Origin of the sequence: Streptomyces araujoniae, assembly GCF_050871195.1 — a bacterium.
Lineage (GTDB): Bacteria > Actinomycetota > Actinomycetes > Streptomycetales > Streptomycetaceae > Streptomyces > Streptomyces bacillaris.
Map to the genome: position 1 here is coordinate 5,529,250 of NZ_CP194070.1, position 24,667 is coordinate 5,553,916.

Here is a 24,667-nt window from a genome sequence, read left to right on the forward strand (position 1 = left end):
GAGGTCTGGACCAAAGATCGAAGACCGGAACCGGTCCGGAATTGGCCCGGAATCGGCCCGTAATCGGCACGGAATCCGGCCATCGGCCCCTCTGCGCCGGGCCCCGGGCCCGACCGGTGTCAGACCCCCAACTCCTGTGCCAGTACGGCCGCCTGGACCCGGCTCCGGAGCCCCAGCTTGGCCAGCAGCCGACTGACGTGGGTCTTCACCGTCGCCTCCGCCATCGCCAGCCGCGTCGCGATCTCCGCGTTCGACAGCCCCTCGCCGAGACACCCCAGCACCTCGCGCTCCCGCCGCGTCAGGGAGTCCAGCACCGCCGGATCGGCCGTACCCGACGCGCGTCGGGGCGTGGCACCCGCGAACTCCGCGATCAGCCGCCGTGTCACGGCCGGGGCGATCAGCCCCTCGCCGCGCGCCACCGTCCGGACCGCCTCCAGCAGTTCGCGGGCTTCGGTGTTCTTCAGCAGGAACCCCGACGCCCCCGCCCGCAGCGCCCCGAAGACGTAGCTGTCCAGGTCGAACGTGGTCAGCACCAGGACGTCCGCCAGCCCCTCCGCCACCACCTGCCGGGTCGCCGACACCCCGTCCAGCCGGGGCATCTGCACGTCCATCAGGACCAGATCCGGCCGGAGTCCGCGCGCCAGCCGCACCGCCGCCTCGCCGTCGCCCGCCTCCCCGACGACCTCGATGTCCGGGGCGCTGGAGAGGATCAGCACCAGCCCCGCCCGCACCGCCGCCTGGTCCTCCGCGACCAGCACCCGGATCGTCATTCCCGCGACTCCCTCTCCCGTACCGGCAGTTCCGCCCGGACCCGCCACAACTTCGTCCCCTCGGCCCCCGGTTCGGTGCCCGCCGAGAAGGTCCCGCCCAGCAGCGCCACCCGCTCCCGCATCCCGACCAGACCGGCCCCCGAACCCGGCGCCGTCGGTCCCGGACGGCTGCCGGACACACTGGTCACCTCGACCGTCAGCACCTCGTCGGCGAGGCCGAGCCGCACGGTCACCGGGCCCGGCGCCGCGTGCTTGAGCGCGTTGGTGAGGGACTCCTGCACGATCCGGTACGCGGCCAGCTCGACCGGCGTGGGCAGCGCACCGGCCTCCACCGGCCGGGCGTCCTCCCGTACGCAGACCAGCCCGCCCGCCGCCCCGTTGACGTTCGCCTGCTCGACCAGCGCGTCCAGCGACGCCAGCGTCGGTGCCGCCGCCGGGGCCCCGTCCTCCCCGCCCTCGCGCAGCAGCCCGATCAGCCGCCGCATCTCCGCCAGTCCCTCCACGCTGTTCTCCCGGATCACCTTCAGGGCGTTCCGCGAGGTCTCCGGGTCGTCGATGGAGAGGGCCGCCGTGGAGTGGATCGCCACGGCGGAAAGGTGGTTGGCCACCATGTCGTGCAGCTCCCGGGCCATCCGGGCCCGCTCCGCCACCACCGCCTGGATCCGGTCCATCTCGGCCAGCCGCGCGGTCTGGGCGGCGGCCAGCCGGGCGGTGTCGGCGGCGGTGCGGTGGCTGCGCACGCTCACCCCGGTGAGGGCGGGGACGAAGGAGACCAGCCCGATGACCAGGCCGATCAGCAGCGCCTCGGGCCGCCGGAACCAGGCCAGGAACCCGATGGTGGAGGCGACGGTGACCAGGAGCGTGGCCACCGGGAGACGGCGGGCGGCGGCCGGGGTCCCGTACAGCGCGGCCGCGTACATGACGTCCGTGAACATCAGCACGGTGGCGAGGCTGCCCCGGGTGAGCTGGTCCGCGACCAGCGCGAGCACCCCGATCGTCAGCGCGGTGCGCGGGGCGTTGCGGCGCAGCAGCTCGGCCGCGGCCATGGCGGTCACCGGTACGAGGGTGACCCAGGGCGCCGAGAAGGGGCGGCCGCCCTGGGTGTGGAGGCCCAGGCGCCACAGGAGCAGCCCCCCGAGCAGCCCGGAGACGGCGAGGGCCACGGCGTCGCGGTCGGGGCGGAGGGAGGAGGACACCCCTCCATCCAACACGCCGGACCGGCCCCGGACCCCCTTCGCGGGGTGAAGCGCTGCGGCGGCGCGGTACATCGAAGGATGCAGTCACGTTTCGTCACTGCCGACGACGTCACCCCGCCCGGCCGACGGGAGGCTTGGGGGAAACGGGAGGAGAGACGCTGTGATCGCCCTACTGGTCGTGGCCTGCGAGGTCGCGTTCTGGGTCCTGCTGGCCGCCGGGCTCGCCCTGCGGTACGTCGCGAGGAAGCCGAAGCTCGGCGCCGCCGTGCTGCTCTGCGAGCCGCTGCTGGAGGTCGTGCTGCTGGTGGTGACGGCGATCGACCTGAAGAGCGGCGCCGAGCCCGACTGGAAGCACGGACTGGCCGCCGTCTACATCGGCTTCACGGTCGGCCTCGGCCACCACACCATCAAGAAGGTGGACGCCTGGGTCGCCCACCGCTGGTTCGGCGGCCCGCCGCCGGTGAAGCCGCCGAAGTACGGCATGGCCCGGGCCGTCCACGAGTGGCGCAGCGCCGCCCGCTGGATCCTCGCCGCGGCGGTCGCGCTGGGGCTCCTCCAGGCGGCGGTCTGGTACGTCGGCCCCGGCGGCGACATCAGCACGCTCCAGAGCTGGCAGCAGAAGATGGGCCTGGTGATCGGCATCAACCTGATCATCGCCGGCGGCTACACGCTCTTCCCGAAGCAGCCGCCCGGGGACACCGGCGCGGACGCGGTGGGACGCGAGCCGGCCGACCGGCTCTGACGAGCTCGTCAGCGCTCACCGCCCGGCACCCACAGCACGTCCCCGACCTCCTTGTTCGCACTCCGCGCCAGGATGAACAGGAGGTCGGAGAGGCGGTTGAGGTACGTGGCGGTCAGCGCGTTCATCGACTCCCCGTGCACCTCCAGCGCCGCCCAGGTCGACCGCTCGGCGCGCCGGACCACCGTGCACGCCTGGTGGAGCAGGGCGGCCCCGGGCGTCCCCCCGGGAAGGATGAAGCTGCGCAGCTTCTCCAGCTCCTCCAGGAAGCGGTCGCAGTCCGCCTCCAGCTTGTCCACGTAGCTCTGCTCCACCCGCAGCGGCGGGTACTTGGGGTCCTCGACCACCGGGGTGGACAGGTCGGCGCCCACGTCGAAGAGGTCGTTCTGGACCCGTACGAGGACCTTCACCACGTCCTCGGAGAGCTGCCCCAGCGCGATGGCGGTCCCGATCACCGCGTTGGCCTCGTTGGCGTCCGCGTACGCCGCGATCCGCAGATCGGTCTTGGCGGTGCGGCTCATGTCGCCGAGGGCCGTCGTGCCCTGGTCGCCGGTCCGGGTGTAGATGCGCGTCAGATTGACCATGGGGCCAGCGTAGTGAGGCCGCGGCCCCCAACTACGCGTGGCGCGGAGCCGAATGACGCGTCCCGGTGTGATGTCCGTCATTCGAGACGTGACGCGCATCTCTTCACGGCCCCAGGGCCCCCGGCGGGTACTAATCTCCGCCGGAGAGCATAGGAAGAGCCGTTGCGAAAAGCCGTGCACGCGGACGTGGCACGGACAGAGGACAAGGGGTGCGAACGTGGCCAGGAAGCTCGCCGTCATCGGGGCCGGACTCATGGGATCCGGGATCGCGCAGGTCTCCGCCCAGGCGGGCTGGGACGTCGTGCTGCGCGATGTCACCGACGCGGCGCTGACCCGCGGCCTGGACGGCATCAAGGCCTCGTACGACAAGTTCGTCGCCAAGGGGAAGCTGGAGGCGTCCGACGCCGAGGCCGCCCTCGCCCGCATCACCACGACCACCGACCTGGACGCCGTGGCGGACGTGGACGTGGTGGTGGAGGCGGTCTTCGAGAAGCTGGAGGTCAAGCACGAGATCTTCCGCACCCTCGACAAGATCGTCGGGGAGCACACCGTGCTCGCCTCCAACACCTCGGCCATCCCGATCACCAAGATCGCGGCCGTGACGGAGCGTCCGGAGCGCGTCGTCGGCGTGCACTTCTTCTCCCCGGTCCCGATGATGCAGCTCTGCGAGCTGGTCCGCGGCTACAAGACCAGCGACGAAACCCTGGCCACCGCACGGGAGTTCGCGGAGTCGGTCGGCAAGACCTGCATCGTCGTCAACCGCGATGTGGCGGGCTTCGTCACCACCCGGCTCATCTCGGCGCTCGTCGTCGAGGCCGCCAAGCTGTACGAGTCGGGCGTCGCCACGGCCGAGGACATCGACACCGCCTGCAAGCTCGGCTTCGGCCACGCCATGGGCCCGCTCGCCACGGCCGACCTGACGGGCGTCGACATCCTGCTCCACGCCACCGGCAACATCTACACCGAGTCCCAGGACGAGAAGTTCGCCGCCCCCGAGCTGATGCGCCGGATGGTCGACGCAGGTGACATCGGCCGCAAGAGCGGGCAGGGCTTCTACACGTACTGACCGAGGCCGCACCCCACCGGCCCTCCCCGCCCCGCAGGCCCACCGCCGCCGGGGCCGGGGGAGCCGGTGAGTGTACCCGGCCGGGCCCGGTCTCCGGCGAACCGACGTCACTCCACCGAGTGAATTCGGTATCGGTTCGCTTACAGACGGCAACTTCCCCGTCGCCGCGGCAGTCAGTTGTGGAAAAGAAGAAGCAGACAGACGGACCTCGCTACGGAGCAACCGCAGGGGAGCGCATATGCATATCAGGGGCGACCACGCCGAGCTGGTCGTCGGGGGCCGCCTCGACGTCCGAAGCGCGGCGGACGCCCGTACGGTCCTCCACTCGGCCGTCGACGACGGAGCCGGCGATCTGGTGCTGGACCTGACCGAGCTGAATTCCTGGGACGCCACCGGACTCGGCGTCATCATGGGGGCCCACCGCAGGGCCGGCCGGGCCGGACGCCGGCTCGTGCTGCGCGGAGTCCCGCCGCAGATGCAGCGGCTCCTGGTGGCCACCCGGCTGCACCGCATCCTGGCGATCGAGGGCGGCATCGCCGCCGATTCCCTGCCGCGCGTCTGAGCCGCGACCGAGCGGTCCCGCGTCCGCGCCGCGTGAGCCGTACGGGCCGTGTGCGCTGTACGAGCCGTATGAGCCGTGAGCCGTATCCCAGCTGTACGAGCCACACCCGGGCAGCCGTGTCCGGGCAGCCGTGTCCGGGTTGTCTCCGCGTCGAAACCGGGCCACGTTCGCCGCGCATCGGAGTACGGACGGGCCGAGAGGGCAGAAGACGCGCAATCCTCACCGGAATGTGACGTCCCGGACGGCCCGGCACCCCGCCCGTGCGTGGATACTGTGCGAAGGTCTAGGGTTCGGCCGTCTGCCCCATGACACCCACCCGTGGCAGACACCGGACCGGAAGCGACAGCGGGGCGTGCGAGGCCGGAGGGGCAGAACCGAGCGCGACGCGTCTGGGGGACTTGTTGATGGACCCGACACACCAGGGGCCGGAAGAGTACGGGCAGAACGCCGACGACCCCGGCCGCTCCGACGGCCGTCGCAGGGCGTCCCGCGAGTCCAGCGCCGCCGACTTCGGCCAGCACGCACCGCAGCAGACCCGTGTGGTCCGGCTGACGGCCGGTGACCTCCTGCTGACGGTCAACCCCGTCGACGGCAGCGAGGTGGAGGCCGTCCCGCCCGGTGCGGAGGCCGAGCCGCCCGTCCGCCGCACCCCCGCCGAGCGGGCCGACCACGAGCGGGCCGGCGCGCCTCCCGTCCCTGCGGGCCCGCCCGCGCCGCAGCTCCCGCTGCTGGAGCGCCAGGCGGAGCGCGAGCGCCTCGTCGGCCTGCTCGCGCGCGGCCGCAGCGTCCGCCTCACCGGCCAGGCCGGATCCGGCCGCACCGCGCTGCTCGACGCCGTCGCCGCCGACTGCGCCGGACTGGCCCCCGACGGCGTCGTCCGCCTCAACGGCCACCGGCGCACCGCCACCGACCTGCTGTACGGCCTCTTCGACGCGGTCCACCACGCCCCGCTCCACCGCCCGGCCCCCGAGGAGCTGCTCGCCCTCGTCCGCTCCATCGGTGCCGTCGTCGTCATCGACGACCTGGAGATCGGCGGGGCCGCCCTCGACGAACTCCTGGAGGCCACCCCCGAGTGCGCCTTCCTCCTCGGCACCGCGCCCGACCTCCCCGCCCCCGGCATCGACGCCCACCTGGAGGAGGTCCTTCTCGCCGGACTCGGCCGCGCCGCCTCGCTGGAGCTGCTGGCCAAGGTCGTCGAGCGCCCCCTCACCGAGGAGGAGAAGAACTGGGCGGGCGACCTCTGGTTCGAGTCCGAGGGGCTGCCCCTCCGCTTCGTCCAGGCCGGGTCGCTGCTGCGCCAGCGGGACCGGCTGAACACCGACCCCACCGCCTTCGACGAGTACGACTATTTCGAGCCACGTCCGGACGACGTGCCTCCGGTTTCCGAAGCGCCCACCCCCGAGACCCTGGACGTGCCGCTGCCGAGCCTCGGTGAAGGGGCCGCGCCCGCCGTGCTGCTCGCCTCCCGGCTCAGCGAGGCGGCCCGCGAGACCCTGCGCTTCACCGTCGCGCTCGGCGGCGAGGTGCCCCACCAGGCCCATCTGCCGGCCCTCGTGGGCGACACCCACGCGGACGCCGCCCTCGGGGAGCTGGCCCACTGCGGACTGCTCTCCCCGGCCGGCCCCCGCTACCGGCTCGCCGCCGGTGTCCTCGCCCAGCTGGAGGCGGGCGGATACGCGGACGAGGCCGCCGCCCACGCCCTCACGGCCGCCCAGCACTACGCCTGGTGGGTCTCGCACCCCTCGGTCACCCCGCAGCGGGCCGTCGCCGAGGCCGACGCCATCGTCGCCGCGATGGGCCGCCTGGTCCCCGACGGCGAGGCGGGCCGGGCCAGCGCGGCCGTCCTGCTGGCCCGCAGCGCCGCTCCGGCCCTCGCCGCCGGGCTGAGCTGGGGCGCCTGGGAGAAGGCTCTCCGGGTCGGCCAGGAGGCTGCCCGGATCGCTGGCGAGGTGGCCGAAGAAGCCTACTTCCACCATGAGTTGGGCGTCCTCGCGCTCTGTACGGGCAACCTCGACCGGGCCCGCACGGAGCTGGAGACCTCGATCTCCATGCGCGGCGCGCTCGCCGACAAGTCCGGTGCGGTGGCCGGGCGCCGCGCCCTCGCCCTGGTCGCGGACCGCTCCGGCGGGCTCGTGCCCCCGGTCCGGTCCCAGCCGGGCGACGAGGTGCCCGTCGTACGCCAGGAGCTTCCGTCCGGTACGCCGCCGGCCGCGTACCCGGCGCCCCAGTTCCTCGCCCGGCAGCCGGGGGAGGAGGCCCCGACCGTGGTGGCCCCGGTCCCCGGGGCCGCACCGGGGAAGCACGGCGGGCGGGCGATCCTGGGCGGCGCCCGGCGCAACCTGGCCGCCGCGGGCGCGGGCGCGCTGCTGGTCGCCGTGCTCGGCACCGTCGTCACCCTCGGCCTCACCGCGGGCGACCCCGAGGAGCCGGGCAGCCGCAACGTCACCACCGAGCAGTCGTCCCCGGAATCCACCCCCGACGACGGGTTCCCCGACGACGAGCCGGGCGACGTCCCCGTACCGACCGGCGGGACCCCGGGCGGCGGGACCTCCGCCACCCCGAGCGCCTCGGAACCGGCCACCCCCAGCACCTCCGGCTCGCCCTCCCCGGGCCCGTCGTCGCCGGACGCCTCGTCGCCGGGTACGGGCGATCCGTCGAGCGGGCCGAGCAGCACATCGGGAACGCCCAGCCCGACCAGGACCTCGCCCGGGCCGTCGCCGTCCGAGACCGAACCGAGCCCGACGCCCAGTGAGTCCGAGCCGGAGCCGACCCCGTCGGAGACGACCCCCACCGAGACGCCGAGCACCTCCACCTCCGCCAGCGGCCCCGCCGAATCCGCCAGTGCCAGTGCCAGCGCCAGCGCGAGTCCCACGGCCGGCAGCGAGCCCCCGGCCGAGGACGGCGATCCCACCGAAGCGGCGGCCTGACACACGGAAGCCGGGTGCCCCTGATCAGAGCACCCGGCTTCCGTACGTACGTCCAGAGGGTCAGAACAGGCGCAGCTTGTCGTCCTCGATGCCGCGCATCGCGTCGTAGTCGAGCACCAGACAGCCGATGCCCCGGTCGGTCGCCAGTACGCGCGCCTGGGGCTTGATCTCCTGGGCCGCGAAGACGCCCCTCACCGGCGCGAGGTGCGGGTCGCGGTTGAGCAGTTCCAGATAGCGGGTCAGCTGCTCCACCCCGTCGATGTCCCCGCGCCGCTTCAGCTCCACGGCCACCGTGCCGCCGTTCGCGTCGCGGCAGAGGATGTCCACCGGGCCGATGGCGGTGGGGTACTCACGGCGGATCAGGGTGTGGCCCTCGCCGAGGATCTCGATCCGGTCGGCGAGCAGCTCCTGGAGGTGGGCCTCCACACCGTCCTTGATGAGCCCCGGGTCCACGCCCAGCTCGTACGAGGAGTCGTGGAGGATCTCCTCCATCGTGATGATCAGTTTTTCGCCCGCCTTGTTCACCACGGTCCAGACACCGGCCTCGTCACCGGTGCCCTCTTTCAGGGTGCACGGCGGGGACATCCAGTTGAGCGGTTTGTACGCCCGGTCGTCGGCGTGGATCGAGACGCTGCCGTCCGCCTTCACCAGGATCAGACGGGGGGCGGAGGGCAGGTGGGCTGTGAGCCGGCCCGCGTAGTCGACGGAGCAACGGGCGATGACGAGACGCATGGTCGGCAACGCTACTCGACGACGGGGCCCCGACGCGATTTCCCCACCCGTCGTCCCCCGTCACTCGTTCCTCACCACCGGGGGCGCAGTGGGCTTGCCCCTCTTTGCGCACCTTCGTTGGTGGCCGGTTGTGTTCCCAATCTTCTGGTGCGGCCCCGACTGCGCGCTTACCGTGGATGCAGGAGGTCGCCGCCCGTGCACGCTGCGTCGTCGCCCTTCTTCCCTGCCCGTAAGACCCCGGTCACCGTCCGGGGTCGCGAGAGGAGAACCCATGTCGCTCGACGTCTCACCGGCCCTGTTGGAACAGGCCGAGCGAGGCGAGGTCGACGAAGCCGACTTCGTCGACTGCGTCCGGACCTCCCTGCCTTTCGCGTGGGAGATGATCAGCTCGCTGGTGGCTCAGCTGAAGGTCGACGGCGGTCAGTTCGCCGACAACCAGACGCCGCCGCCGGACGAGCAGGCACGTGGTCAGCTGCTGCGCGCGCTCGCGAGTGATGCGATACGCGGCGCGCTCCAGCGGCACTTCGGAGTGCGTATCGCCTTCCAGAACTGCCACCGCGTCGCGGTGTTCCCGCTGGACCCCTCGGTCGACGACCGGCTGGCCAAGTTCACTTCGGTGAGGGGCCAGTTGCTCAACCAGTCGCCCGAACTACGGGACTGCTGAACGCTTCTGCTGCCGCTTCGGGCCGCGGGAGGTGCAACTGGCTCCGGGGCGGCAGCTCCCGTACCACCGCACCACGTTCCACGTTCCGCACGTTCCGCGCGAGGTCGTTCCGCATGCACGGGTGTCCCGGGTCAGGTGAGCAGCGGCAGCACGTCCGCGCCCAGGCGCCGTACGTTCTCCTCGGTCGCGGCGAGATCGCCCGACCCCTCCACGAGGAGCGCGAAGCGGCTGATGCCCGTCCGCTCGGCGGTGGCGGCGAGCCGGTCGGCGGCCACCTGCGGCGGGCCCACCGGATGCAGCCCGCAGAGCAGCTCCGTGTACGCGACGGGGTCCCGCATCACCCGGTGCCGCCCGTCCACCGTGACATGGGCGTCCAGCCCCTGGCGCAGCCAGCCGGGCATCGTCTTGACCAGCGTCTCCGTCGCCGCCCCCGGCCCGTCCTCGATCTGGGCCACCCCGGCGGAGACATGGGCGGCCCCCTCGACGACCTCCGGCGGCTGACCGGCCTCCCGGGCCGCCGTCCGCCACAGGGCGACCATCTCCGCCTTCTCCTCGTCCCCGCAGTGCATGCCCAGCAGCATCGGCAGCCCCCGGCCCGCCGCCAGCCGCACCGTCTTCGGCGAGGTGCACGCCACGATCACCTCGGGCCCCTGCGCCGCACCGTCGGCCAGCATCTCGTCCGCCCGCGGCACCACCGCCACCTCGCGGAAGCCGAACCGCTCCCCGCGCCCGGCGACGCGCGGCTTCCGCAGCCAGTCGAGCAGCAGCCCCAGCGACTCGGGGAAGCCGTTCTCGTACGCGTCGAGACCGCCCCCGAAGACCTCCAGGTCCACCCAGGGACCGCCCCGGCCCACGCCGAGCGAGAACCGTCCGCCGCTGGTCAGATGGAGCAGGGCGGCCTGCTCGGCGAGGGCGACCGGGTGGTGGTTGGGCAGCACGCTGACCGCCGTGCCGACCCGGATCCGGCGCGTCCGGCCGAGCAGCAGCGCGGCCAGCGTGGTGGCGGACGGGCAGACCCCGTACGGCACGAAGTGGTGCTCGGCCAGCCAGACCGAGTCGAGCCCGGACTCCTCCGCCGCCTCGGCGGACCGGACGGCCCGGTGCAGGGCCTCGCCCGGCCCCTGGCCCGGGAACTGAGCTGCCAGAACGAACGTTCCGATGCGCATCGCGTGTTGCCTCCTCGCGGCCGACGCGTGTCTCCCCCACTGGCAACAACGTCTGACACGTGCCAAAGGCACGGTCCGGCCCGAAGTTCTTGCGATTTTCCGCTAACTCACTCCCGTGCGCCGATCGTGCCCACCCGTGCCCGATCGTGCCCCCCGCCACGCCCACCCCACGGCCCCGGCGGCAGCCTCTAGGCTTGGGAACACACCGTGCCCGAACCGCCCCCGTGAGGTGTCCCGTGTCCCCGCGCCGCAACCGCCCCCGTGGCGGCGACCGTCCCGACGAACATCCCGGTACGGCACCGGGGCGGTACGGCGGGGGTGGGGCGACCGAGAGCTGGCAGGGCGAGGAGTGGTCGGTGCGCCCGGTGAGCGGTGCGAGCGCCCAGGGCAAGCGGTACCGCTGCCCCGGCTGCGACCAGGAGATCCCCTCCGGCGTCCCGCATCTGGTGGCCTGGTCCGAGTACGGCGGCGTCGACGACCGCAGGCACTGGCACAAGGCCTGCTGGAACGCGAAGGACCGCCGCACCACCCGGGTGCAGCGGTCCAGGAACGCCCCCCGTCACTGAGCGACGGACGGCGCGGCACGGCGGATCGGCCGGCGCACTGCCGGGCTGGACGTACCGCCGGGCCGGACATGGCGGCGACCGCGTCGGGCACCGCGCCAGGGCAGGCGTCGCCCCGGGTCAGACGTCGCGCTGCTCCAGCGCCAGGAAGGCCGCGCCCATGGCCACCGCCGCGGTCCCCACCATCACCAGCAGCGGTTCCCAGCCCGTCGGGCCGGTCTCGGTGACGCCCGTTCCGTACAGCCCGGCGAGCTGGTTGGGGATCGAGTACTCGAAGAGGAACCGCTGCACTCCGCGCAGGCTGTCGGCGAACATGAAGAGCGCGAGGACCAGCGGCAGCAGCACCACGGCGATCATGATCGTGATCGCGCCCGCCGAGTGCCGGACGATCGCGCCGATCGCCAGCGACACCAGCCCCAGGCCCGCCATGTAGAGCCCGACCCCCACCGTGGCGCGCAGCCACACCTCGCCGGGGTCGACGCCGCCGCCCAGGATCACCGTCTGGCACGCGGCGACGACGGTGGCCGTCACGGTCGTGATGACGAAGGTGACCAGGGAGAAGACGATCGCCTTCGCCGTCAGCACCCGGGCCCGGCTGGGGCAGGCCGTCAGCGTCGTACGGATCATGCCGGTGCTGTACTCGGAGCCGATGGTCAGCACGCCGAGGGTGATCACGCAGATCGAGCCCAGCAGCACCCCGAAGAAGCCGAGGCTCACGACCGGAACGCCGCCCATGTTGCCGTCGGCGGCGGTGACCAGCAGCGCCGACATCAGCCCGACCGCCGCCATCAGCACGATCATCACGCCCAGGGTCCACATCGTGGAGCGGACGGAACGGATCTTCGTCCACTCCGACGCGACCGCGTCACCGAGCGTGGCGCGGCGGATCGGGATGGGCGACTCGTAGTACCCCGGGACTCCGGGCGCCGGCTCCGGCTGCGGGTGCGCGTGGGCCTGCGGCGTCATCGGGGGTCCTCGCTGGTCTTCTGCTCCCCGGCCGGGGTGGCGGGGGAGGGCTCGGGGGCGGTCACGGGCCTGGCGTACGGGTTCTCGCCGGGCGGCGGCGGTGCGTACCAGTTCTGCTGGGGCGCCTGCGCCGGCTCGGGCGGCCGGTGGCCGGGACCGTCCCCGTGACGGCCCGCCAGGGGGTCTGCGTAGGGCCCGTACGGCGCCTCCGGCAGCTCCACCAGCCCGGCCTTGGCGTCGTCCGTCGAGCGGTAGTCCACCACGCCCTGCGTCATCCGCATGTACGCCTCCTCCAGCGAGGCCCGGTGCGGTGAGAGCTCCCAGAGCCGTACGTCGGCGGCGTGCGCCAGATCGCTGATCCGGGGCAGCGGGAGGCCGGTGACGCGCAGGGCCCCGTCCGGCTCGGAGAGCACGCTGCCGCCCGCCTCGATCAGCGAGGAGGTGAGCTTCTCGCGTCCCTCGGGGGCGTCCCCGGGGACCCGGACCCGGGCGAAGTCGGCGGAGTTGGCCGAGATGAACTCGGTGACGCTCATGTCGGAGAGCAGCCGGCCGCGCCCGATCACGATCAGATGGTCGGCGGTGAGGGCCATCTCGCTCATGAGGTGGGAGGAGACGAAGACCGTACGCCCCTCGGCGGCCAGCGTCTTCATCAGGTTGCGGACCCAGTGGATGCCCTCGGGGTCGAGGCCGTTGACCGGCTCGTCGAAGAGCAGCACCTGGGGGTCGCCGAGGAGCGCGGCGGCGATGCCGAGCCGCTGCCCCATGCCGAGCGAGAAGCCGCTGGAGCGGCGCTTGGCCACGTTCTGGAGGCCGACGACTCCGAGGACCTCGTCGACCCGCCGGGCCGGGATGCCGGCCAGCTGGGCCAGCGAGAGCAGATGGGTACGGGCGGTCCGGCCGCCGTGCACGGCCTTGGCGTCGAGCAGGGCGCCCACCTGGCGGGGGGCGTTCGGCAGGCTGCGGTAGGGGTGGCCGCCGATCGTGACGTGGCCGGCCGTCGGGCGGTCCAGGCCGAGGATCATACGCATGGTGGTGGATTTGCCCGACCCGTTGGGGCCGAGGAAGCCGGTGACCAACCCCGGTCGTACCTGGAAGGAAAGGTCGTCCACGGCCGTCTTCGCGCCGTAGCGCTTGGTCAGGCCGACTGCCTCGATCATGCTCCAGCCCCATCGACTCACTCTGTGGTCGGGGCTGGGGCCGCCTGGCCGCACACCCCCCGTAAGAGTTAGGAGGATAACCAGGCCTTGACGGTTCCGGCCAAGTTCCGTACACGCTGCGAGCGACCGGTCACGCCTTGAGCGGGGCCCGCCGGTCACACCTCGCCCGGCCCGTTCACGCGGAACGGCCCGCCACGCGTCGTGCGTGACGGGCCGATCGGGCCGCTCGTGTGCCTGCCGGAGAGCCGCGCGGTGGTGCTACGCGTCCCGGTTCTTCAGGACCAGGTAGCCGCCGAGCACCGAGGCCGCCACCCAGGCGACCATGATCCCGAGCCCGGCCCAGGGCCCGTACGGAGCGGAGCCACTGCCCATCGCGTCCGGGACGACCTGCATGATCTTCGACCCGGCCTGGTCCGGGAAGTACCGGGCGACGTCCTTCGCGTAAGGCACCGCGATCAGGATCTGCGAGACCAGGAAGAAGAACGGCATCAGGATGCCGAGCGAGAGCATCGAGCTGCGCAGCATCGCCGCGACGCCCATGGAGAAGATCGCGATCAGCCCCATGTAGAGCCCGGCGCCGACCACCGCGCGCAGGACGTTCTCCTCGCCGAGGGTGGTGCCCCGGTCGCCCAGCAGCGCCTGGCCGAGGAAGAACGAGACGAAGCTGGTGAGCAGGCCGACCACGAGGGCCAGGCCACCGGCCACGGCGATCTTGCTGAAGAGGAGCGTGCCGCGCTGCGGCACGGCCGCCAGCGAGGTGCGGATCATGCCGGAGCTGTACTCCGTACCGACCACGAGCACCCCGAACACGACCATGGCGAGCTGGCCGAGAACCGTCCCGGAGAAGCTGACCAGCGTCGGGTCGAAGGTGACCTGCTCGGCCTCCGAGAGGTCGTCGAACGTCGCGTTCAGCAGGGCGCAGAGGGCCGCGCTCATGGCGACCGTGACGGCGAACGCGCAGATGAGCGTCCAGGTGGTGGAGGAGACCGTGCGGATCTTGGTCCACTCGGAGTTGAGGACTGCGGGTACCGAAGCCATGGTCGTCAGGCCCCCTCGTTCGTGGTGCCGGTGGTACCTTCGGTGCCCGCGGCGGACCCGGGAGCGTCGGAGTCCGGCTTGTTCCAGCCCTCGCCCCACCCCGCTCCCACCGCTCCGGCGGCTCCGGCCGCCGCGGCCCCCGGCGGAGGCAGCGCCCCGCCGGGACCGGAGTGCGCGTGGTACTCCACGGAGCCGGCGGTCATCTGCATGAACGCCTCCTCCAGCGAGGCCCGCTGGGCGCTCAGCTCGTGCAGCACCACCTGGTGGCGGGCGGCCAGCTCGCCGAGCGCCTCGGTGGTGGCGCCGTCGATCTCCAGCGCACCGCCCTGTGCCTCGACGGCTGTGAAGCCCTCCTGGTGGAGCACGTCCCGCAGCCGCTCCTGCTGCGGCGAGCGCAGCCGTACGTAACTGCGGGAGTTCTCCTGGATGAAGTCGGCCATCGAGGTGTCCGCGAGCAGCCTGCCCTGGCCGATCACGATCAAGTGGTCGGCGGTCAGCGCCATTTCGCTCATCAGGTGCGAGGAGACGAAGATGGTCCGGCCCTCGGCGGCGAGCGCCTTCATCAGGTTGCGGATCCAGTGGATGCCCTCGGGGTCGAGACCGTTGACCGGCTCGTCGAACATCAGGATCTCGGGGTCGCCCAGCAGGGCCGAGGCGATCCCGAGGCGCTGGCCCATGCCGAGGGAGAAGCCCTTGGACTTCTTCTTCGCGACCGCGCTCAGACCGACGGTGTCGAGCACCTCGTCCACCCGGCTGCGCGGGATGCGGTTGCTCTGCGCCAGACAGAGGAGGTTGTTGTAGGCGCTGCGGCCGCCGTGCATCGACTTGGCGTCCAGCAACGCCCCGATGTACTTCAGCGGTTCCTGCAACTCGTTGTAGTGCTTGCCGTCGATGCGGACCGTACCGCTGGTCGGGTTGTCCAGATCGAGCATCATCCGCATCGTGGTGGACTTGCCGGCCCCGTTCGGCCCCAGAAACCCTGTCACCACGCCTGGTCTGACCTGGAATGTCAGCTGGTCGACGGCGACTTTACTGCCGAATCGTTTGGTCAGTCCCTCAAGCTCGATCATGCGCACACGCTAGAACGCCCGCGCGCCCGGCGCCACCCACAAACGGGGGAGCCGGGCGCACGGAAGAAACCGCGGCGGGGGAGGTCAGCGGGTCTGCTGGGCCGGAACACCGCGCTGGGCGGGCTCGTCGTCCACCGGCGAGCCGGCGGCGGCCACCGCGGCACCGGTCAGCGTGGCCAGCATCTCGCGGACGTTGGTCAGCTGCGCGTTGATCGAGTCGCGGCGGTTGGTGAGCGCCGCCAGCTCGCGCTCCGATTCGCTGCGGATCCGGTCGGCCTTGGCGTTGGCGTCGGCCACGATGTCCTCGGCCTGGCGCTGCGCGGTCTCCACCGTCTGGCGGGCCCGGCGCTCGGCGTCCGTGCGGAGCTTCTCGGCCTCCAGGCGGAGCTGCTCGGCGCGGTGCTCGATCTCCGCGAGCCGCTTCTCGGCCTTGGCCTGACGGGACGCGAGGTCGCGCTCCGACTGCTCGCGCCGCTTGGCGAGGTTCGTCTCGAAGTCGGCGGCGGCCTGCGCGGCCTTGGCGCGGGTCTCCTCGAAGAGGGCGTCGGCCTCCTCGCGCTTCTGCTGGGCGTCCTTCTGGGCGTCGGCGCGGAGCGTGTTCGCCTCGCCCTGGGCCTTCTCGACGATCCGGACGCCCTCGTCCTCGGCCTTCGCCTTGCGCTCGGCGGCGAACGACTCGGCGTCGTTGCGTACCTGCTGCGCGGCCGACTCGGCCAGCTCGCGGTGCTGCTCGGCGGCCCGACGGGCCTCCTCACGCAGGTCCTTGGCCTCCTCCTCGGCGAGGCGGAGGATCTTCTCGACACGGGCACCGAGCCCGGCGTACGACGGCTCCGCGTCGTTCACCTGGGCCTGGGCGTTCTGCGTCTCGAGGTGCAGCTCCTCGATGCGCTTTTCCAGAGACGTGATGCGGGCGAGCGCGCTATCACGGTCGGCGACGAGCTTGGTAATGCGGTCGTCCACCTGACCGCGGTCGTAACCACGTCGCACGAGCTCGAAGCCGAAGGGGGAGGAAGGGTCACTCATGGGGTTCCTGTCGAATGAGACCGGTTGAGGTGATAGGGGAATCCTAGGGGCCATAGCGGCGTGTCAGCGTGCAGATGCCGGTTTGATCTGGAGAATGACACCCCTTTTGAGTGGCTGACCCCCGGAGTGCTTGCCACTCGAAGGGTTGAATGTCCATGACGAAGCACGCGCCCCCGAACGCCTGCTCCCTCCCGGACATCCTCTGTCTCTCCCCCGTAAGTCTTCTGTGTGCCGGGCGCTCCCCCGTACATCTCCACCGCGTTCCCCCCGTGCGTCCGCCGGACCTCCCCGTACGGGCGCCGCTCACCTCTCCGAGGACTTGCCCCCCGACCGGGTGCCCGCCGCCGCAGGGGCCTTGCCGCCCGCCGATCCGCCCGCGGGCTTGCCGCCCCCGCCGGGAGTCTCGAAAGACTCCAACGCCTCCAGCACGTCCTGGACACGGGAGATCTCCGTATTGATGTCCTCGCGCCTGCGCACCAGGACATCCAGCTCGCGTTTGCCCTCGGCGACCGTCTTCTCGGCCTCGGCCGCCGCGTCGGCCCGCAGCTTCTCCGCCTCGCGGACCAGCTCGGCCTTCTTGGTCTCGGCCTCCTTGAGCAGCGACTCGGCCCGCTTCACCGCGGCGATCCGGACCTTGCTCGCCTCCGAATTGGCCTCCGCCAGCAGCTCCTTGGCCTTCGCCTCGGCCTCGTCGCGCTGCTCGGTCGCCGCCTTCATCAGATGGTCGACCCGCTCGCCGGCGGTCTTCATCTGCTCGGACGTCTCCCGGCGGGCCCGCTCGTGCAGCTCCTCGATCTCGCTCTCCAGCCGGGCCCGCTGCGCCTCGGCCCGCTCCCGGATCTGGGTCGCGTCGCGCCGGGCGCCCACCAGCAGTTCGTCGGCGTCCGTACGGGCCCGCTCCACCAGGGAGTTGCCCTCGACGGTCGCCTCGGAGGTGATCCGCTGGGCCTCCTTGCGGGCCGCGCCGACCATGGTGTCGGCCTGCGTCTCCGCCTCGGTGGCCGTACGCAGCGCCTCCTCCCGGGCCTTGTTGATGAGCTGGTCCGCCTGCTCGGCTGCGTCCGCCCGGCGCTTGGCCGCCGCCTCGCGCGCCTCGTCCAGCACCCGGTCCGCCTCCTGGCGGGCCTGCGACCCCAGCTCCTCGGCCGCCGACTCCGCCTCGGCGCGCAGCTGTTCGGCCTCCTCGCGGGTGCGGGCGGCGTGCTCCTGCGCGGAGCCGAGGTGCTCGGCCGCCTCCGTACGCAGCCGCTCGGACTCCTCGGTCGCCTCGGCCAGCAGCCGGTCGGCCTGCTCGTTCGCGTCCTTGCGGCGCCGGTTGGCCTCGGTCGTGGCCTCCACGACGAGCTGCTCGGACGACTGGGCGGCCTCCGTGCGGATGCGCTCGCTCTCGCTCGTCGCCTCGCCGACGAGCCGGTCCGACTGGGCCGCCGCCTCCGAACGGATCCGGTTGGCGTCCTGCCGGGCCTCGGCCCGCGCCTTCGACGCGTCCTGCTCCGCCGACGCCAGGGCGTCGGAGGCCTCCGTACGCACCCGCTGGCTGTACTCGGAGGTGTCCGCGCGCAGCCGCTCGGACTCCGTGATCGCCTCGGAGACCGTACGCTCGGCCAGCGCCTTCGCCGCCTCGGCCTCCTCGTGCGCCTCCCGGCGCAGCCGGTCCGCCTCGGTGTCGGCCTCCCGGCGGATGCGGCTCGCGTCCTCGGAGGCCCGGTCCCGCTCGGCGTGCGCGTCGGAACGGACCCGGTCCGCCTCCTCCTGCGCCTCCGTACGGGTGCGCTCCGCGACATGCTCGGCGGTCGAGCGCAGCCCGGCGATCTCCTCCTCGGCCTGCTCCTGGAGCCCGGCCACGGAGTCCCGCACCTGCTGGGCGGTCTGCTCGGCCGCCGCCACCAGCTCGGTGGCCCGCGCGTCCGCCTCCTCGACCAGCCGCTGCGCCTCGGCCTGCGCCTCCTCCACCCGCTTCCGGGCGGAGGCCAGCAGCTCCTCGCTCTGCTCGCGGGCCCGCTCGCGCTCCTGCCCCGCCTCCGTACGGGCCGCGCCGAGGATCTCCTCGGCCTCCCGGCGGCGGCGCGTGGCCTCCTCCTGGGCGGCCTCCAGCGCCTCGGCCGCCTCGGCGCCGACCCGCTCGGCGGCGGCCGCGGCCTCCGCGCGCACCCGGTCGGCGGTCTCCTGCGCCTCGGTCTTCAGCCGCTCCGCCTCGGCGGCGGCCTCACCGCGCAGCCGTACGGCGATGTTCTCGCCCTCGGCCCGCGACTGGGAGGCGTCCGCCGCGGCCTCGTCCCGCAGCCGCTCGGCCTCCGCCTCGGCCTGCTCGGTCAGCGTACGGACGCGCTCGGCGGTCTCGGTGCGCTGCCGCTCGCTCTCCTCGGCCGTCTCCCGGCGGATCCGCTCCGCCTCCGTACGGGCCTCGCCGAGCGCCTCCTCGGCTGCGGCGAGCCGGGCCTCGGCCTCGGTGTGCAGCCGCTCCAGCTCATCGGCGGCCTCGGCCTGCCGGGCTTCGACCGCGCGCTCGGTCTCCTCGCGCAGGGCGGCAGCGGCCCGCTCGGCCTCGGCGGTGGTGGCCTCCGCCTGCTCCTCGGCGTCGGCCCGCAGCTTCTCGGCCTCGGCGCGGGTGCGCTCCAGCGTCTCGTCGGCCTGCTTGCGCAGGGCGGCCGCCCGCTCGGCGGCCTCGGCGCGGATGCGCTCGCTCTCGCCGTTGGCCTTGGTGCGCAGCTCGTCGGCGTCCGAGCGCGCCTCGGTCAGCAGCTCCTCCGCCTTGCGGGCGCCCTCCTCCAGCAGCTGGACCGCCTCGCGGCGGGCCTCGCCCCGGATCCGCTCGCCTTCCGCCACTGCCTCGGAGCGCAGCTGCTCGGCCTCGCCGCGCAGCCGACGGGCCTCCTCCTGGAGCTCGACCGTCTTGGCCCGGTACTCCTTGGTGTCGTCCTTGGCCGCGCCCTTGAGCTCGTCGGCCTGCTCGGCCGCCTCGCCGCGCAGCCGGTCCGCCTCGGCCTCCGCCTCGCGGCGGATCCGCTCGGCCTCCTCGCGCGCCGCCTTCGTGGTGGACTCCGCGTCCTCGGAGGCCTTGGTGAGGACCTCCTCGGCGCCCCGGGCGGCCTTGGCGAGCTGGGCCGCCGCGTCCTCGGCCGCTGCCGTACGGGCCTTCTCGGCGGCCTCCGCGACCAGCCGCTCGGCCTCGGCGCGGGCGTCGGCGAGGGCCTGCTCGGCCTCCTCCTTGAGCGTCTCGGCGCTCTTGGTGGCCTCCCCGACCAGCCGGGCGATCTCCGACTTGGCCGTACGGGTGCGCTGTTCGTTCTGCGACTCGGCGGAGGACAGCTTCTTGGCGGCCGCGTCCTTCGCCTCGGCGAGGACCTTCTCGGCCTCCAGCCGGGATTCGCGCAGCCGGGTCTCGGCCTCCTGGAGCCGCTGCTCGGCGGCCCGGTTCAGCTCGGCCGTCTGCCGGCGGGCCTGCGAGGTCTCCGCCGTGGTGCTGGAGCGCAGCTGCTCCGCGTGGCTGGTGGCCTCCTGGGCCTGCGCGGAGGCGGCGCCCAGCATCCGTTCGGCGTCCTTGCGGGCGCGCAGCAGGATCGCTTCCGCCTCGGCCCGGGCCGCCTCGGCGTCCGAGCCGACGCGCTGCCGGGTCTCCTCGGCCAGCCGGGCCGCCTCGGCCCGGGCGGCGGCGAGCGCCTGCTCGGCCTCGGCGCGGGACTCGTCCAGCAGCCGGCGGGCCTGCGACTCGGTGCGGGCGCGCAGCTGCTCGGCCCAGGCGACGTTCTCGTTGACGTGGGACTCGACGGTCTGCCGGCGCTCGGCCAGCTCCTGGTCGAGCTGCTGCCTGCGCTGGACGGCCTCGTTGTGCAACTCCGCCTGCAGGCGCGCCTGGTGCTCGGCGTGCTCCTGGAGGATGCGCTGCGTCTGGGCGCGCGCCTCGCGCAGCTCGCGCTCGGCGTCGCTGCGCAACTGCTCGGCCTGGATCTGCGCGTTCCGCAGCAGCTGTTCGGCCTGGTAGCCCATGTCCGCGCTGTCGTAGGCGGGACGGGTGGCCAGGCTGCGGCGCGCCTCGTGCAGCTTGGCGCGCAGGACCTCGACCTGGTAGCCGAGGTCCTCGGCGTGCTGGACGGCCTTCTCCCGGTCGGTCTTCAGCCGGTCCATCTCGGCTTCGAACCGCGAGAGATGGTCGACTTCAGCCCGGTGGCTCTCCTGGCTTTCGTAGCCCCGCACTGCGCGGTCCCATCCTTCCCCGAGCTCTCAACTCTGTTCGAGCGGGGGAGACCCCAACCCTGGTCGCAACTCTGCACACGAGGACCGCCCGCCGACGGACTGTCCTCGGGGAATGGTGACAGACAAACGACGAGGACGCGGTACGGCCCCGACCCGGCCCCGGCCCGGAACCGCCCACTCTACCGGGCCGGGTCTGCGCCGGGTCAGTGCTCCGGGTTGCTCGTGACCAGTTCGGTGAGGACGCCGTGGCAGTCCTTGGGGTGCAGGAACGTGATCCGGGACCCCATCGAACCCGTCCTGGGCTCGTCGTACAGCACCCGGACGCCCTTGCCGCGGATGTCGGCGGCGTCCCCGTCCACATCCGCCGTGCCGAAGGCGATGTGGTGCACGCCTTCCCCGTTCTTTGCCAGCCACTTGCCCACGGCGGAGTCCTCGCGGGTGGGCTCCAGGAGCTGGAGGTAGGAGGCCCCGCCGTCCGAGGTCCCGTTGATCCTGAGCATGGCCTCCCGGACGCCCTGCTCCTCGTTGATCTCGCTGTGGAACACCTCGAACCCGTACGTGGCACGGTAGAACTCCACCGTCCTGTCCAGGTCGAAGCAGGCGATTCCGATGTGGTCGATGCGCGTCAGCATGGTTTCAGCATGGCTCCGCGCCCCGGCCCCCGCCATGGTTACGCAACGTGCGCGCCGTCACACCGGTAGCCGGATGACGGGCGCGGGAGCGCTCAGTACATTCAGGTAAACCCTCGTTCACATCCGATCCCAAGGGGCCGTGCCCATGCCAGCAACGACCGGTACCACCACCTCAGTGATCGTCGCGGGCGCCCGGACGCCCATGGGCCGTCTCCTCGGCTCGCTCAAGAGCTTCTCCGCGGCCGACCTCGGCGGGGTCGCGATCAAGGCCGCGCTGGACCGGGCCGGGATCGGCGGCGACCAGGTCCAGTACGTGATCATGGGCCAGGTGCTCCAGGCGGGCGCGGGCCAGATCCCCGCCCGGCAGGCCGCCGTCAAGGCCGGCATCCCGATGAACGTGCCCGCCCTCACGGTCAACAAGGTCTGTCTCTCCGGGCTCGACGCCATCGCCCTGGCCGACCAGCTCATCCGCGCCGGCGAGTTCGACGTCGTGGTCGCGGGCGGCCAGGAGTCCATGACCAACGCCCCGCACCTGCTCCCCAAGTCCCGCGAGGGGTACAAGTACGGCGCGATCGAGATGCTCGACTCGATGGCGTACGACGGTCTCACCGACGCGTACGAGAACATCCCCATGGGCGAGTCCACCGAGAAGCACAACGGCCGTCTGGGCCTGGAGCGCGCCGCCCAGGACGAGATCGGCGCCCTCTCCCACCAGCGGGCCGCCGCCGCCCGGAAGAACGGGCTCTTCGAGGCCGAGATCACCCCCGTCGAGATCCCGCAGCGCAAGGGCGACCCGGTCCTCTTCTCGCAGGACGAGGGCATCCGCCCGGAGACGACGACCGAGTCCCTCGGCAAGCTGCGCCCGGCCTTCACCAAGGACGGCACGATCACCGCGGGCACCTCCTCGCAGATCTCCGACGGGGCCGCCGCGGTCGTCGTCATGAGCAAGGCCAAGGCGCAGGAGCTGGGCCTGGAGTGGATCGCCGAGATCGGCGCCCACGGCAACGTCGCGGGCCCCGACAACTCCCTCCAGTCGCAGCCCTCCAACGCGATCCGGCACGCCCTGAAGAAGGACGGCCTGACCGTGGACGACCTGGACCTGATCGAGATCAACGAGGCGTTCGCGGCCGTCGCCGTCCAGTCCATGAAGGACCTGGGCGTCACCCCGGACAAGGTCAACGTCAACGGCGGCGCCATCGCGCTCGGCCACCCGATCGGCATGTCCGGCGCCCGTCTGGTGCTGCACCTGGCCCTGGAGCTGAAGCGGCGCGGCGGCGGCACGGGCGCGGCGGCGCTCTGCGGAGGCGGCGGCCAGGGCGACGCGTTGATCATCCGCGTCCCGGGCAAGTAACACCGTAACGACACGAGGCAAGGCGAGAACGGAGCGGTGAACGTGGACGTGGACGTCCCCACGCTGGTCGAGCAGGCGCGAGCAGGCAGGCCGCGTGCGGTGGCCCGGCTGATCTCGCTGGTGGAGGGGGCGTCCCCGCAGCTGCGCGAGGTGATGGCCGCACTGGCCCCGCTGGCGGGTCATGCGTACGTCGTCGGGCTGACGGGCTCGCCGGGCGTCGGCAAGTCCACCTCCACCTCCGCCCTGGTCTCCGCCTACCGCCGGGCGGGCAAGCGGGTCGGCGTCCTGGCCGTCGACCCGTCCTCCCCGTTCTCCGGCGGCGCCCTGCTGGGCGACCGGGTCCGGATGTCGGACCACGCCTCCGACCCCGGCGTCTACATCCGCTCCATGGCCACCCGCGGCCACCTGGGCGGCCTCGCCTGGTCCGCCCCGCAGGCCATCCGTGTCCTGGACGCGGCGGGCTGCGACGTGGTCCTGGTCGAGACGGTGGGCGTCGGCCAGTCCGAGGTGGAGATCGCCTCCCAGGCCGACACCTCCGTCGTCCTCCTCGCCCCCGGCATGGGCGACGGCATCCAGGCGGCCAAGGCCGGAATCCTGGAGATCGGCGACGTCTACGTGGTCAACAAGGCCGACCGCGACGGCGCCGACGCCACCGCCCGCGAGCTGAACCACATGCTCGGCCTGGGCGAGTCCCGCGCCCCCGGCGACTGGCGCCCCCCGATCGTCAAGACGGTCGCGGCCCGGAACGAGGGCATCGACGAGGTGGTCGAGGCCCTGGAGAAGCACCGCGCCTGGATGGAGGAGCACGGCGTCCTCGCCGCCCGCCGCACGGCCCGAGCGGCCCACGAGGTGGAAACCATCGCGGTGACGACCCTCCGCGAGAAGATCGCCGACCTGCGGGGCGACCGCCGCCTCCAGTCCCTGGCCGAGCGCATCGTGGCGGGGAACCTGGACCCGTACGCGGCGGCGGACGAGCTGGTGGCGGGGGTCACGGGGGACGTCTGACCGTATGAGGAAAGCGTGCTGGGGCGTCGTACGGGTGTTCTGGCGTGAGGCGGGGCCCCTGGAAGCGGAGTACGCGCTGTTTCCAGGGGCCCCGTCGTACGGGCTCCGCGGCGTCGTGGCGGGTTCTGATGGAGTCTGCAGGACCCGCCGGCACGCCGACGGCGCGGTTGCTCAGAGCAGACCGCGGTCCGAGAAGACCTCCACCTCGTCCCAGTCGATGAATCGGCACGCCCCGGTGGTCAGGTCAACTGCTACCGGCAGGTTTCCCCCGAGTTGCATGTCCTCACGACCGTGGTCGAGGTAATCGACGTGGTCGTAGGGAGCGATGTACTGGTCACCGTCGATGAAGCAGTACTCGGCAATGATCCGGACATGCCCGGAAGCTCCCCAGGACTTGCTTTCGGAGGAGAGGAACTCTGCAGCCGCGCGTTCGGCGCTTCCCTTGTCGAGCATGTCAGTTCGTCCTCATGAGGTAATAGTGCCGGTACCGCTCTGCGGCCGGAGCGGCTTTGCCTTGCTGGAAGTCGAGGAAGACTACCTTCCCGTCAATGTTGACGACGTTGAAGTAGTGTCCGACCCCCTTTTCCGGCCAGGCGCCCACGATGCCTCGAGCCCCGGGCCCCCAACGCAATATGTCGCTCACGATGACGTTCAGGCCTCCGACCTTGCGGAACGGGTGCCCCGTGATGGCGGACAGCTCCGCCCTGGTCAGGGGTTGAATGGCGCCGGAGACCGCATTCGGGTTGCGCCCTGCCATGAGGTCGTCACCCGCACTGTGGCGACCATCGAACAGGCGGGGTACGAGACCGACCGGAACTGTGGACGGGCCCCGCCAGGTCCCTGGTGTCCGTGGCGGCGCGGTGCAACCACACGCCGTGCGGCCCGATCCGGCCGGGCAACTGTGCCACCCACGGTGGAGGCGATGACTAGGCTCCCCGCAGACGACGGAAGGTGACCCCATGGACGCGGAACAGGCCCGACAGGTCGACAGCGTGTTGCGGCGGCTCGGCATTCCGGGCGTCGTCGCGCCGGAGGACCCGGAGAACCTGACGGGGCCGTGGCGTGTGTACGACACGGCCGACCCGGCGAACCGCAAGGACATCACCGCCGACGCGTTGGCAGCCCTGGCGGCGACACTTCAGCCGTCCGCCGCCAACTCCTCCGAACCCGTCGACCGCCGGCGGAGCGGGCCGACGCGGGGCTTCGTCCTGCCGCCCGAGAACGACGAGTAGGGCACCGGGAGCGGCCGGGCCCCGTACCGC

General features: G+C 72.6%; 23 protein-coding genes. 9 read left to right on the forward strand and 14 right to left on the reverse strand.

Annotation, left to right across the window (positions count from 1 at the left end; genetic code table 11):
* Nucleotides 1–119: 119 nt before the first annotated feature.
* Both ACQ9ZG_RS23980 and ACQ9ZG_RS23985 read right to left on the reverse strand, forming a co-directional pair.
* On the reverse strand, nt 120–770 hold the full coding sequence (locus ACQ9ZG_RS23980; protein WP_084992216.1) for a response regulator: 651 nt from the start codon (nt 768–770) through the stop codon (nt 120–122).
* Entirely contained in the window at nt 767–1,966 is a 1,200-nt protein-coding gene (locus ACQ9ZG_RS23985; protein ID WP_109915205.1) for a sensor histidine kinase, read from the reverse strand. Before ACQ9ZG_RS23985 ends, ACQ9ZG_RS23980 begins: the two co-directional genes overlap by 4 nt.
* 160 nt (nt 1,967–2,126) lie before the next feature.
* Between ACQ9ZG_RS23985 and ACQ9ZG_RS23990 the strand changes: the two genes are divergently transcribed.
* Nucleotides 2,127–2,708: a hypothetical protein gene (locus tag ACQ9ZG_RS23990; protein WP_028416388.1), complete on the forward strand. Its 582-nt coding sequence runs from the start codon at nt 2,127–2,129 to the stop codon at nt 2,706–2,708.
* A gap of 8 nt (nt 2,709–2,716) precedes the next feature.
* Here the strand turns inward: ACQ9ZG_RS23990 and ACQ9ZG_RS23995 are convergent, their stop codons facing one another.
* Nucleotides 2,717–3,289, reverse strand: a complete 573-nt coding sequence (locus ACQ9ZG_RS23995; RefSeq protein WP_019762938.1) for a cob(I)yrinic acid a,c-diamide adenosyltransferase — start codon at nt 3,287–3,289, stop codon at nt 2,717–2,719.
* Nucleotides 3,290–3,506: 217 nt separating this feature from the next.
* On the opposite strand from ACQ9ZG_RS23995, the gene ACQ9ZG_RS24000 reads away from it, so the two are divergent.
* The 3 genes from ACQ9ZG_RS24000 to ACQ9ZG_RS24010 all read left to right on the forward strand — a co-directional run bounded on the left by ACQ9ZG_RS24000 (nt 3,507) and on the right by ACQ9ZG_RS24010 (nt 7,844).
* Nucleotides 3,507–4,355, forward strand: coding sequence for a 3-hydroxyacyl-CoA dehydrogenase family protein (locus ACQ9ZG_RS24000; RefSeq protein ID WP_018492199.1), 849 nt, complete (start codon nt 3,507–3,509; stop codon nt 4,353–4,355).
* 238 nt (nt 4,356–4,593) lie between these two features.
* Complete coding sequence (locus ACQ9ZG_RS24005; RefSeq protein WP_018492200.1) at nt 4,594–4,917, forward strand: STAS domain-containing protein; 324 nt, start codon at nt 4,594–4,596, stop codon at nt 4,915–4,917.
* Nucleotides 4,918–5,321: 404 nt separating this feature from the next.
* Complete coding sequence (locus ACQ9ZG_RS24010; RefSeq protein ID WP_499281217.1) at nt 5,322–7,844, forward strand: ATP-binding protein; 2,523 nt, start codon at nt 5,322–5,324, stop codon at nt 7,842–7,844.
* A 60-nt stretch (nt 7,845–7,904) separates the two neighbouring features.
* Here the strand turns inward: ACQ9ZG_RS24010 and nucS are convergent, their stop codons facing one another.
* Nucleotides 7,905–8,576 carry an endonuclease NucS gene (gene nucS / locus ACQ9ZG_RS24015; protein ID WP_109914667.1) on the reverse strand — a complete coding sequence of 224 codons (672 nt, stop codon included), beginning with the start codon at nt 8,574–8,576 and terminating at the stop codon, nt 7,905–7,907.
* Between the two features lie 271 nt (nt 8,577–8,847).
* Here nucS and ACQ9ZG_RS24020 point away from each other — a divergent pair, with 271 nt between their 5' ends.
* A complete protein-coding gene (locus ACQ9ZG_RS24020; RefSeq protein WP_019764131.1) occupies nt 8,848–9,240 on the forward strand; it encodes an SCO5389 family protein in 393 nt (130 codons plus the stop codon).
* 131 nt (nt 9,241–9,371) lie between these two features.
* Here ACQ9ZG_RS24020 and ACQ9ZG_RS24025 read toward each other — a convergent pair whose 3' ends face one another.
* The gene (locus tag ACQ9ZG_RS24025; RefSeq protein ID WP_109914664.1) at nt 9,372–10,406 is read right to left on the reverse strand and encodes an LLM class flavin-dependent oxidoreductase; all 1,035 of its coding nucleotides are present in this window, start codon (nt 10,404–10,406) and stop codon (nt 9,372–9,374) included.
* 236 nt (nt 10,407–10,642) lie between these two features.
* On the opposite strand from ACQ9ZG_RS24025, the gene ACQ9ZG_RS24030 reads away from it, so the two are divergent.
* Entirely contained in the window at nt 10,643–10,972 is a 330-nt protein-coding gene (locus ACQ9ZG_RS24030; protein WP_018492205.1) for an Rv1322 family protein, read from the forward strand.
* A gap of 117 nt (nt 10,973–11,089) precedes the next feature.
* On the opposite strand, the gene ACQ9ZG_RS24035 is transcribed toward ACQ9ZG_RS24030, so the two are convergent.
* The 7 genes from ACQ9ZG_RS24035 to mce all read right to left on the reverse strand — a co-directional run bounded on the left by ACQ9ZG_RS24035 (nt 11,090) and on the right by mce (nt 21,049).
* Nucleotides 11,090–11,935: an ABC transporter permease subunit gene (locus tag ACQ9ZG_RS24035; protein ID WP_028416393.1), complete on the reverse strand. Its 846-nt coding sequence runs from the start codon at nt 11,933–11,935 to the stop codon at nt 11,090–11,092.
* Complete coding sequence (locus ACQ9ZG_RS24040; protein ID WP_109914665.1) at nt 11,932–13,092, reverse strand: ATP-binding cassette domain-containing protein; 1,161 nt, start codon at nt 13,090–13,092, stop codon at nt 11,932–11,934. Before ACQ9ZG_RS24040 ends, ACQ9ZG_RS24035 begins: the two co-directional genes overlap by 4 nt.
* 258 nt (nt 13,093–13,350) lie before the next feature.
* Entirely contained in the window at nt 13,351–14,130 is a 780-nt protein-coding gene (locus ACQ9ZG_RS24045; RefSeq protein ID WP_028416395.1) for an ABC transporter permease, read from the reverse strand.
* Nucleotides 14,131–14,135: 5 nt separating this feature from the next.
* Nucleotides 14,136–15,200 (reverse strand): ABC transporter ATP-binding protein, encoded by a 1,065-nt coding sequence (locus ACQ9ZG_RS24050; RefSeq protein ID WP_109914666.1) that lies wholly within the window; start codon nt 15,198–15,200, stop codon nt 14,136–14,138.
* Nucleotides 15,201–15,284: 84 nt separating this feature from the next.
* Nucleotides 15,285–16,223 (reverse strand): coiled-coil domain-containing protein, encoded by a 939-nt coding sequence (locus ACQ9ZG_RS24055; protein ID WP_018492210.1) that lies wholly within the window; start codon nt 16,221–16,223, stop codon nt 15,285–15,287.
* 303 nt (nt 16,224–16,526) lie between these two features.
* Nucleotides 16,527–20,417, reverse strand: coding sequence for a polarized growth protein Scy (gene scy, locus ACQ9ZG_RS24060; protein WP_499281218.1), 3,891 nt, complete (start codon nt 20,415–20,417; stop codon nt 16,527–16,529).
* Between the two features lie 203 nt (nt 20,418–20,620).
* Nucleotides 20,621–21,049 carry a methylmalonyl-CoA epimerase gene (gene mce / locus ACQ9ZG_RS24065; protein WP_028416398.1) on the reverse strand — a complete coding sequence of 143 codons (429 nt, stop codon included), beginning with the start codon at nt 21,047–21,049 and terminating at the stop codon, nt 20,621–20,623.
* 175 nt (nt 21,050–21,224) lie between these two features.
* Between mce and ACQ9ZG_RS24070 the strand changes: the two genes are divergently transcribed.
* Together ACQ9ZG_RS24070 and meaB are read left to right on the forward strand one after the other, a co-directional pair.
* Nucleotides 21,225–22,400, forward strand: a complete 1,176-nt coding sequence (locus ACQ9ZG_RS24070) for an acetyl-CoA C-acetyltransferase (RefSeq protein WP_028416399.1) — start codon at nt 21,225–21,227, stop codon at nt 22,398–22,400.
* A gap of 36 nt (nt 22,401–22,436) precedes the next feature.
* Nucleotides 22,437–23,405, forward strand: a complete 969-nt coding sequence (gene meaB, locus ACQ9ZG_RS24075; protein WP_181398227.1) for a methylmalonyl Co-A mutase-associated GTPase MeaB — start codon at nt 22,437–22,439, stop codon at nt 23,403–23,405.
* Between the two features lie 171 nt (nt 23,406–23,576).
* On the opposite strand, the gene ACQ9ZG_RS24080 is transcribed toward meaB, so the two are convergent.
* The gene (locus ACQ9ZG_RS24080; RefSeq protein WP_070202281.1) at nt 23,577–23,858 is read right to left on the reverse strand and encodes a hypothetical protein; all 282 of its coding nucleotides are present in this window, start codon (nt 23,856–23,858) and stop codon (nt 23,577–23,579) included.
* A gap of 1 nt (nt 23,859) precedes the next feature.
* On the reverse strand, nt 23,860–24,162 hold the full coding sequence (locus ACQ9ZG_RS24085) for a toxin glutamine deamidase domain-containing protein (protein ID WP_258312149.1): 303 nt from the start codon (nt 24,160–24,162) through the stop codon (nt 23,860–23,862).
* Between the two features lie 202 nt (nt 24,163–24,364).
* Here ACQ9ZG_RS24085 and ACQ9ZG_RS24090 point away from each other — a divergent pair, with 202 nt between their 5' ends.
* The gene (locus tag ACQ9ZG_RS24090; RefSeq protein ID WP_109915312.1) at nt 24,365–24,637 is read left to right on the forward strand and encodes a hypothetical protein; all 273 of its coding nucleotides are present in this window, start codon (nt 24,365–24,367) and stop codon (nt 24,635–24,637) included.
* The last annotated feature ends 30 nt before the right edge of the window (nt 24,638–24,667 follow it).

Excerpts from the sequence above, each read along its gene's own strand:
- ACQ9ZG_RS24025 (WP_109914664.1), bottom strand. The coding sequence starts at position 10,406 with ATGCGCATCGGAACGTTCGTTCTGGCAGCTCAGTTCCCGGGCCAGGGG.
- mce (WP_028416398.1), bottom strand. The coding sequence starts at position 21,049 with ATGCTGACGCGCATCGACCACATCGGAATCGCCTGCTTCGACCTGGAC.
- ACQ9ZG_RS24045 (WP_028416395.1), bottom strand. The coding sequence starts at position 14,130 with ATGGCTTCGGTACCCGCAGTCCTCAACTCCGAGTGGACCAAGATCCGC.
- ACQ9ZG_RS24055 (WP_018492210.1), bottom strand. The coding sequence starts at position 16,223 with ATGAGTGACCCTTCCTCCCCCTTCGGCTTCGAGCTCGTGCGACGTGGT.
- ACQ9ZG_RS23980 (WP_084992216.1), bottom strand. The coding sequence starts at position 770 with ATGACGATCCGGGTGCTGGTCGCGGAGGACCAGGCGGCGGTGCGGGCG.
- ACQ9ZG_RS24080 (WP_070202281.1), bottom strand. The coding sequence starts at position 23,858 with ATGCTCGACAAGGGAAGCGCCGAACGCGCGGCTGCAGAGTTCCTCTCC.
- ACQ9ZG_RS24035 (WP_028416393.1), bottom strand. The coding sequence starts at position 11,935 with ATGACGCCGCAGGCCCACGCGCACCCGCAGCCGGAGCCGGCGCCCGGA.
- ACQ9ZG_RS24010 (WP_499281217.1), top strand. The coding sequence starts at position 5,322 with ATGGACCCGACACACCAGGGGCCGGAAGAGTACGGGCAGAACGCCGAC.
- ACQ9ZG_RS24050 (WP_109914666.1), bottom strand. The coding sequence starts at position 15,200 with ATGATCGAGCTTGAGGGACTGACCAAACGATTCGGCAGTAAAGTCGCC.
- ACQ9ZG_RS24085 (WP_258312149.1), bottom strand. The coding sequence starts at position 24,162 with ATGGCAGGGCGCAACCCGAATGCGGTCTCCGGCGCCATTCAACCCCTG.
- nucS (WP_109914667.1), bottom strand. The coding sequence starts at position 8,576 with ATGCGTCTCGTCATCGCCCGTTGCTCCGTCGACTACGCGGGCCGGCTC.
- ACQ9ZG_RS24040 (WP_109914665.1), bottom strand. The coding sequence starts at position 13,092 with ATGATCGAGGCAGTCGGCCTGACCAAGCGCTACGGCGCGAAGACGGCC.
- ACQ9ZG_RS24020 (WP_019764131.1), top strand. The coding sequence starts at position 8,848 with ATGTCGCTCGACGTCTCACCGGCCCTGTTGGAACAGGCCGAGCGAGGC.
- ACQ9ZG_RS24090 (WP_109915312.1), top strand. The coding sequence starts at position 24,365 with ATGGACGCGGAACAGGCCCGACAGGTCGACAGCGTGTTGCGGCGGCTC.
- ACQ9ZG_RS24005 (WP_018492200.1), top strand. The coding sequence starts at position 4,594 with ATGCATATCAGGGGCGACCACGCCGAGCTGGTCGTCGGGGGCCGCCTC.
- ACQ9ZG_RS23995 (WP_019762938.1), bottom strand. The coding sequence starts at position 3,289 with ATGGTCAATCTGACGCGCATCTACACCCGGACCGGCGACCAGGGCACG.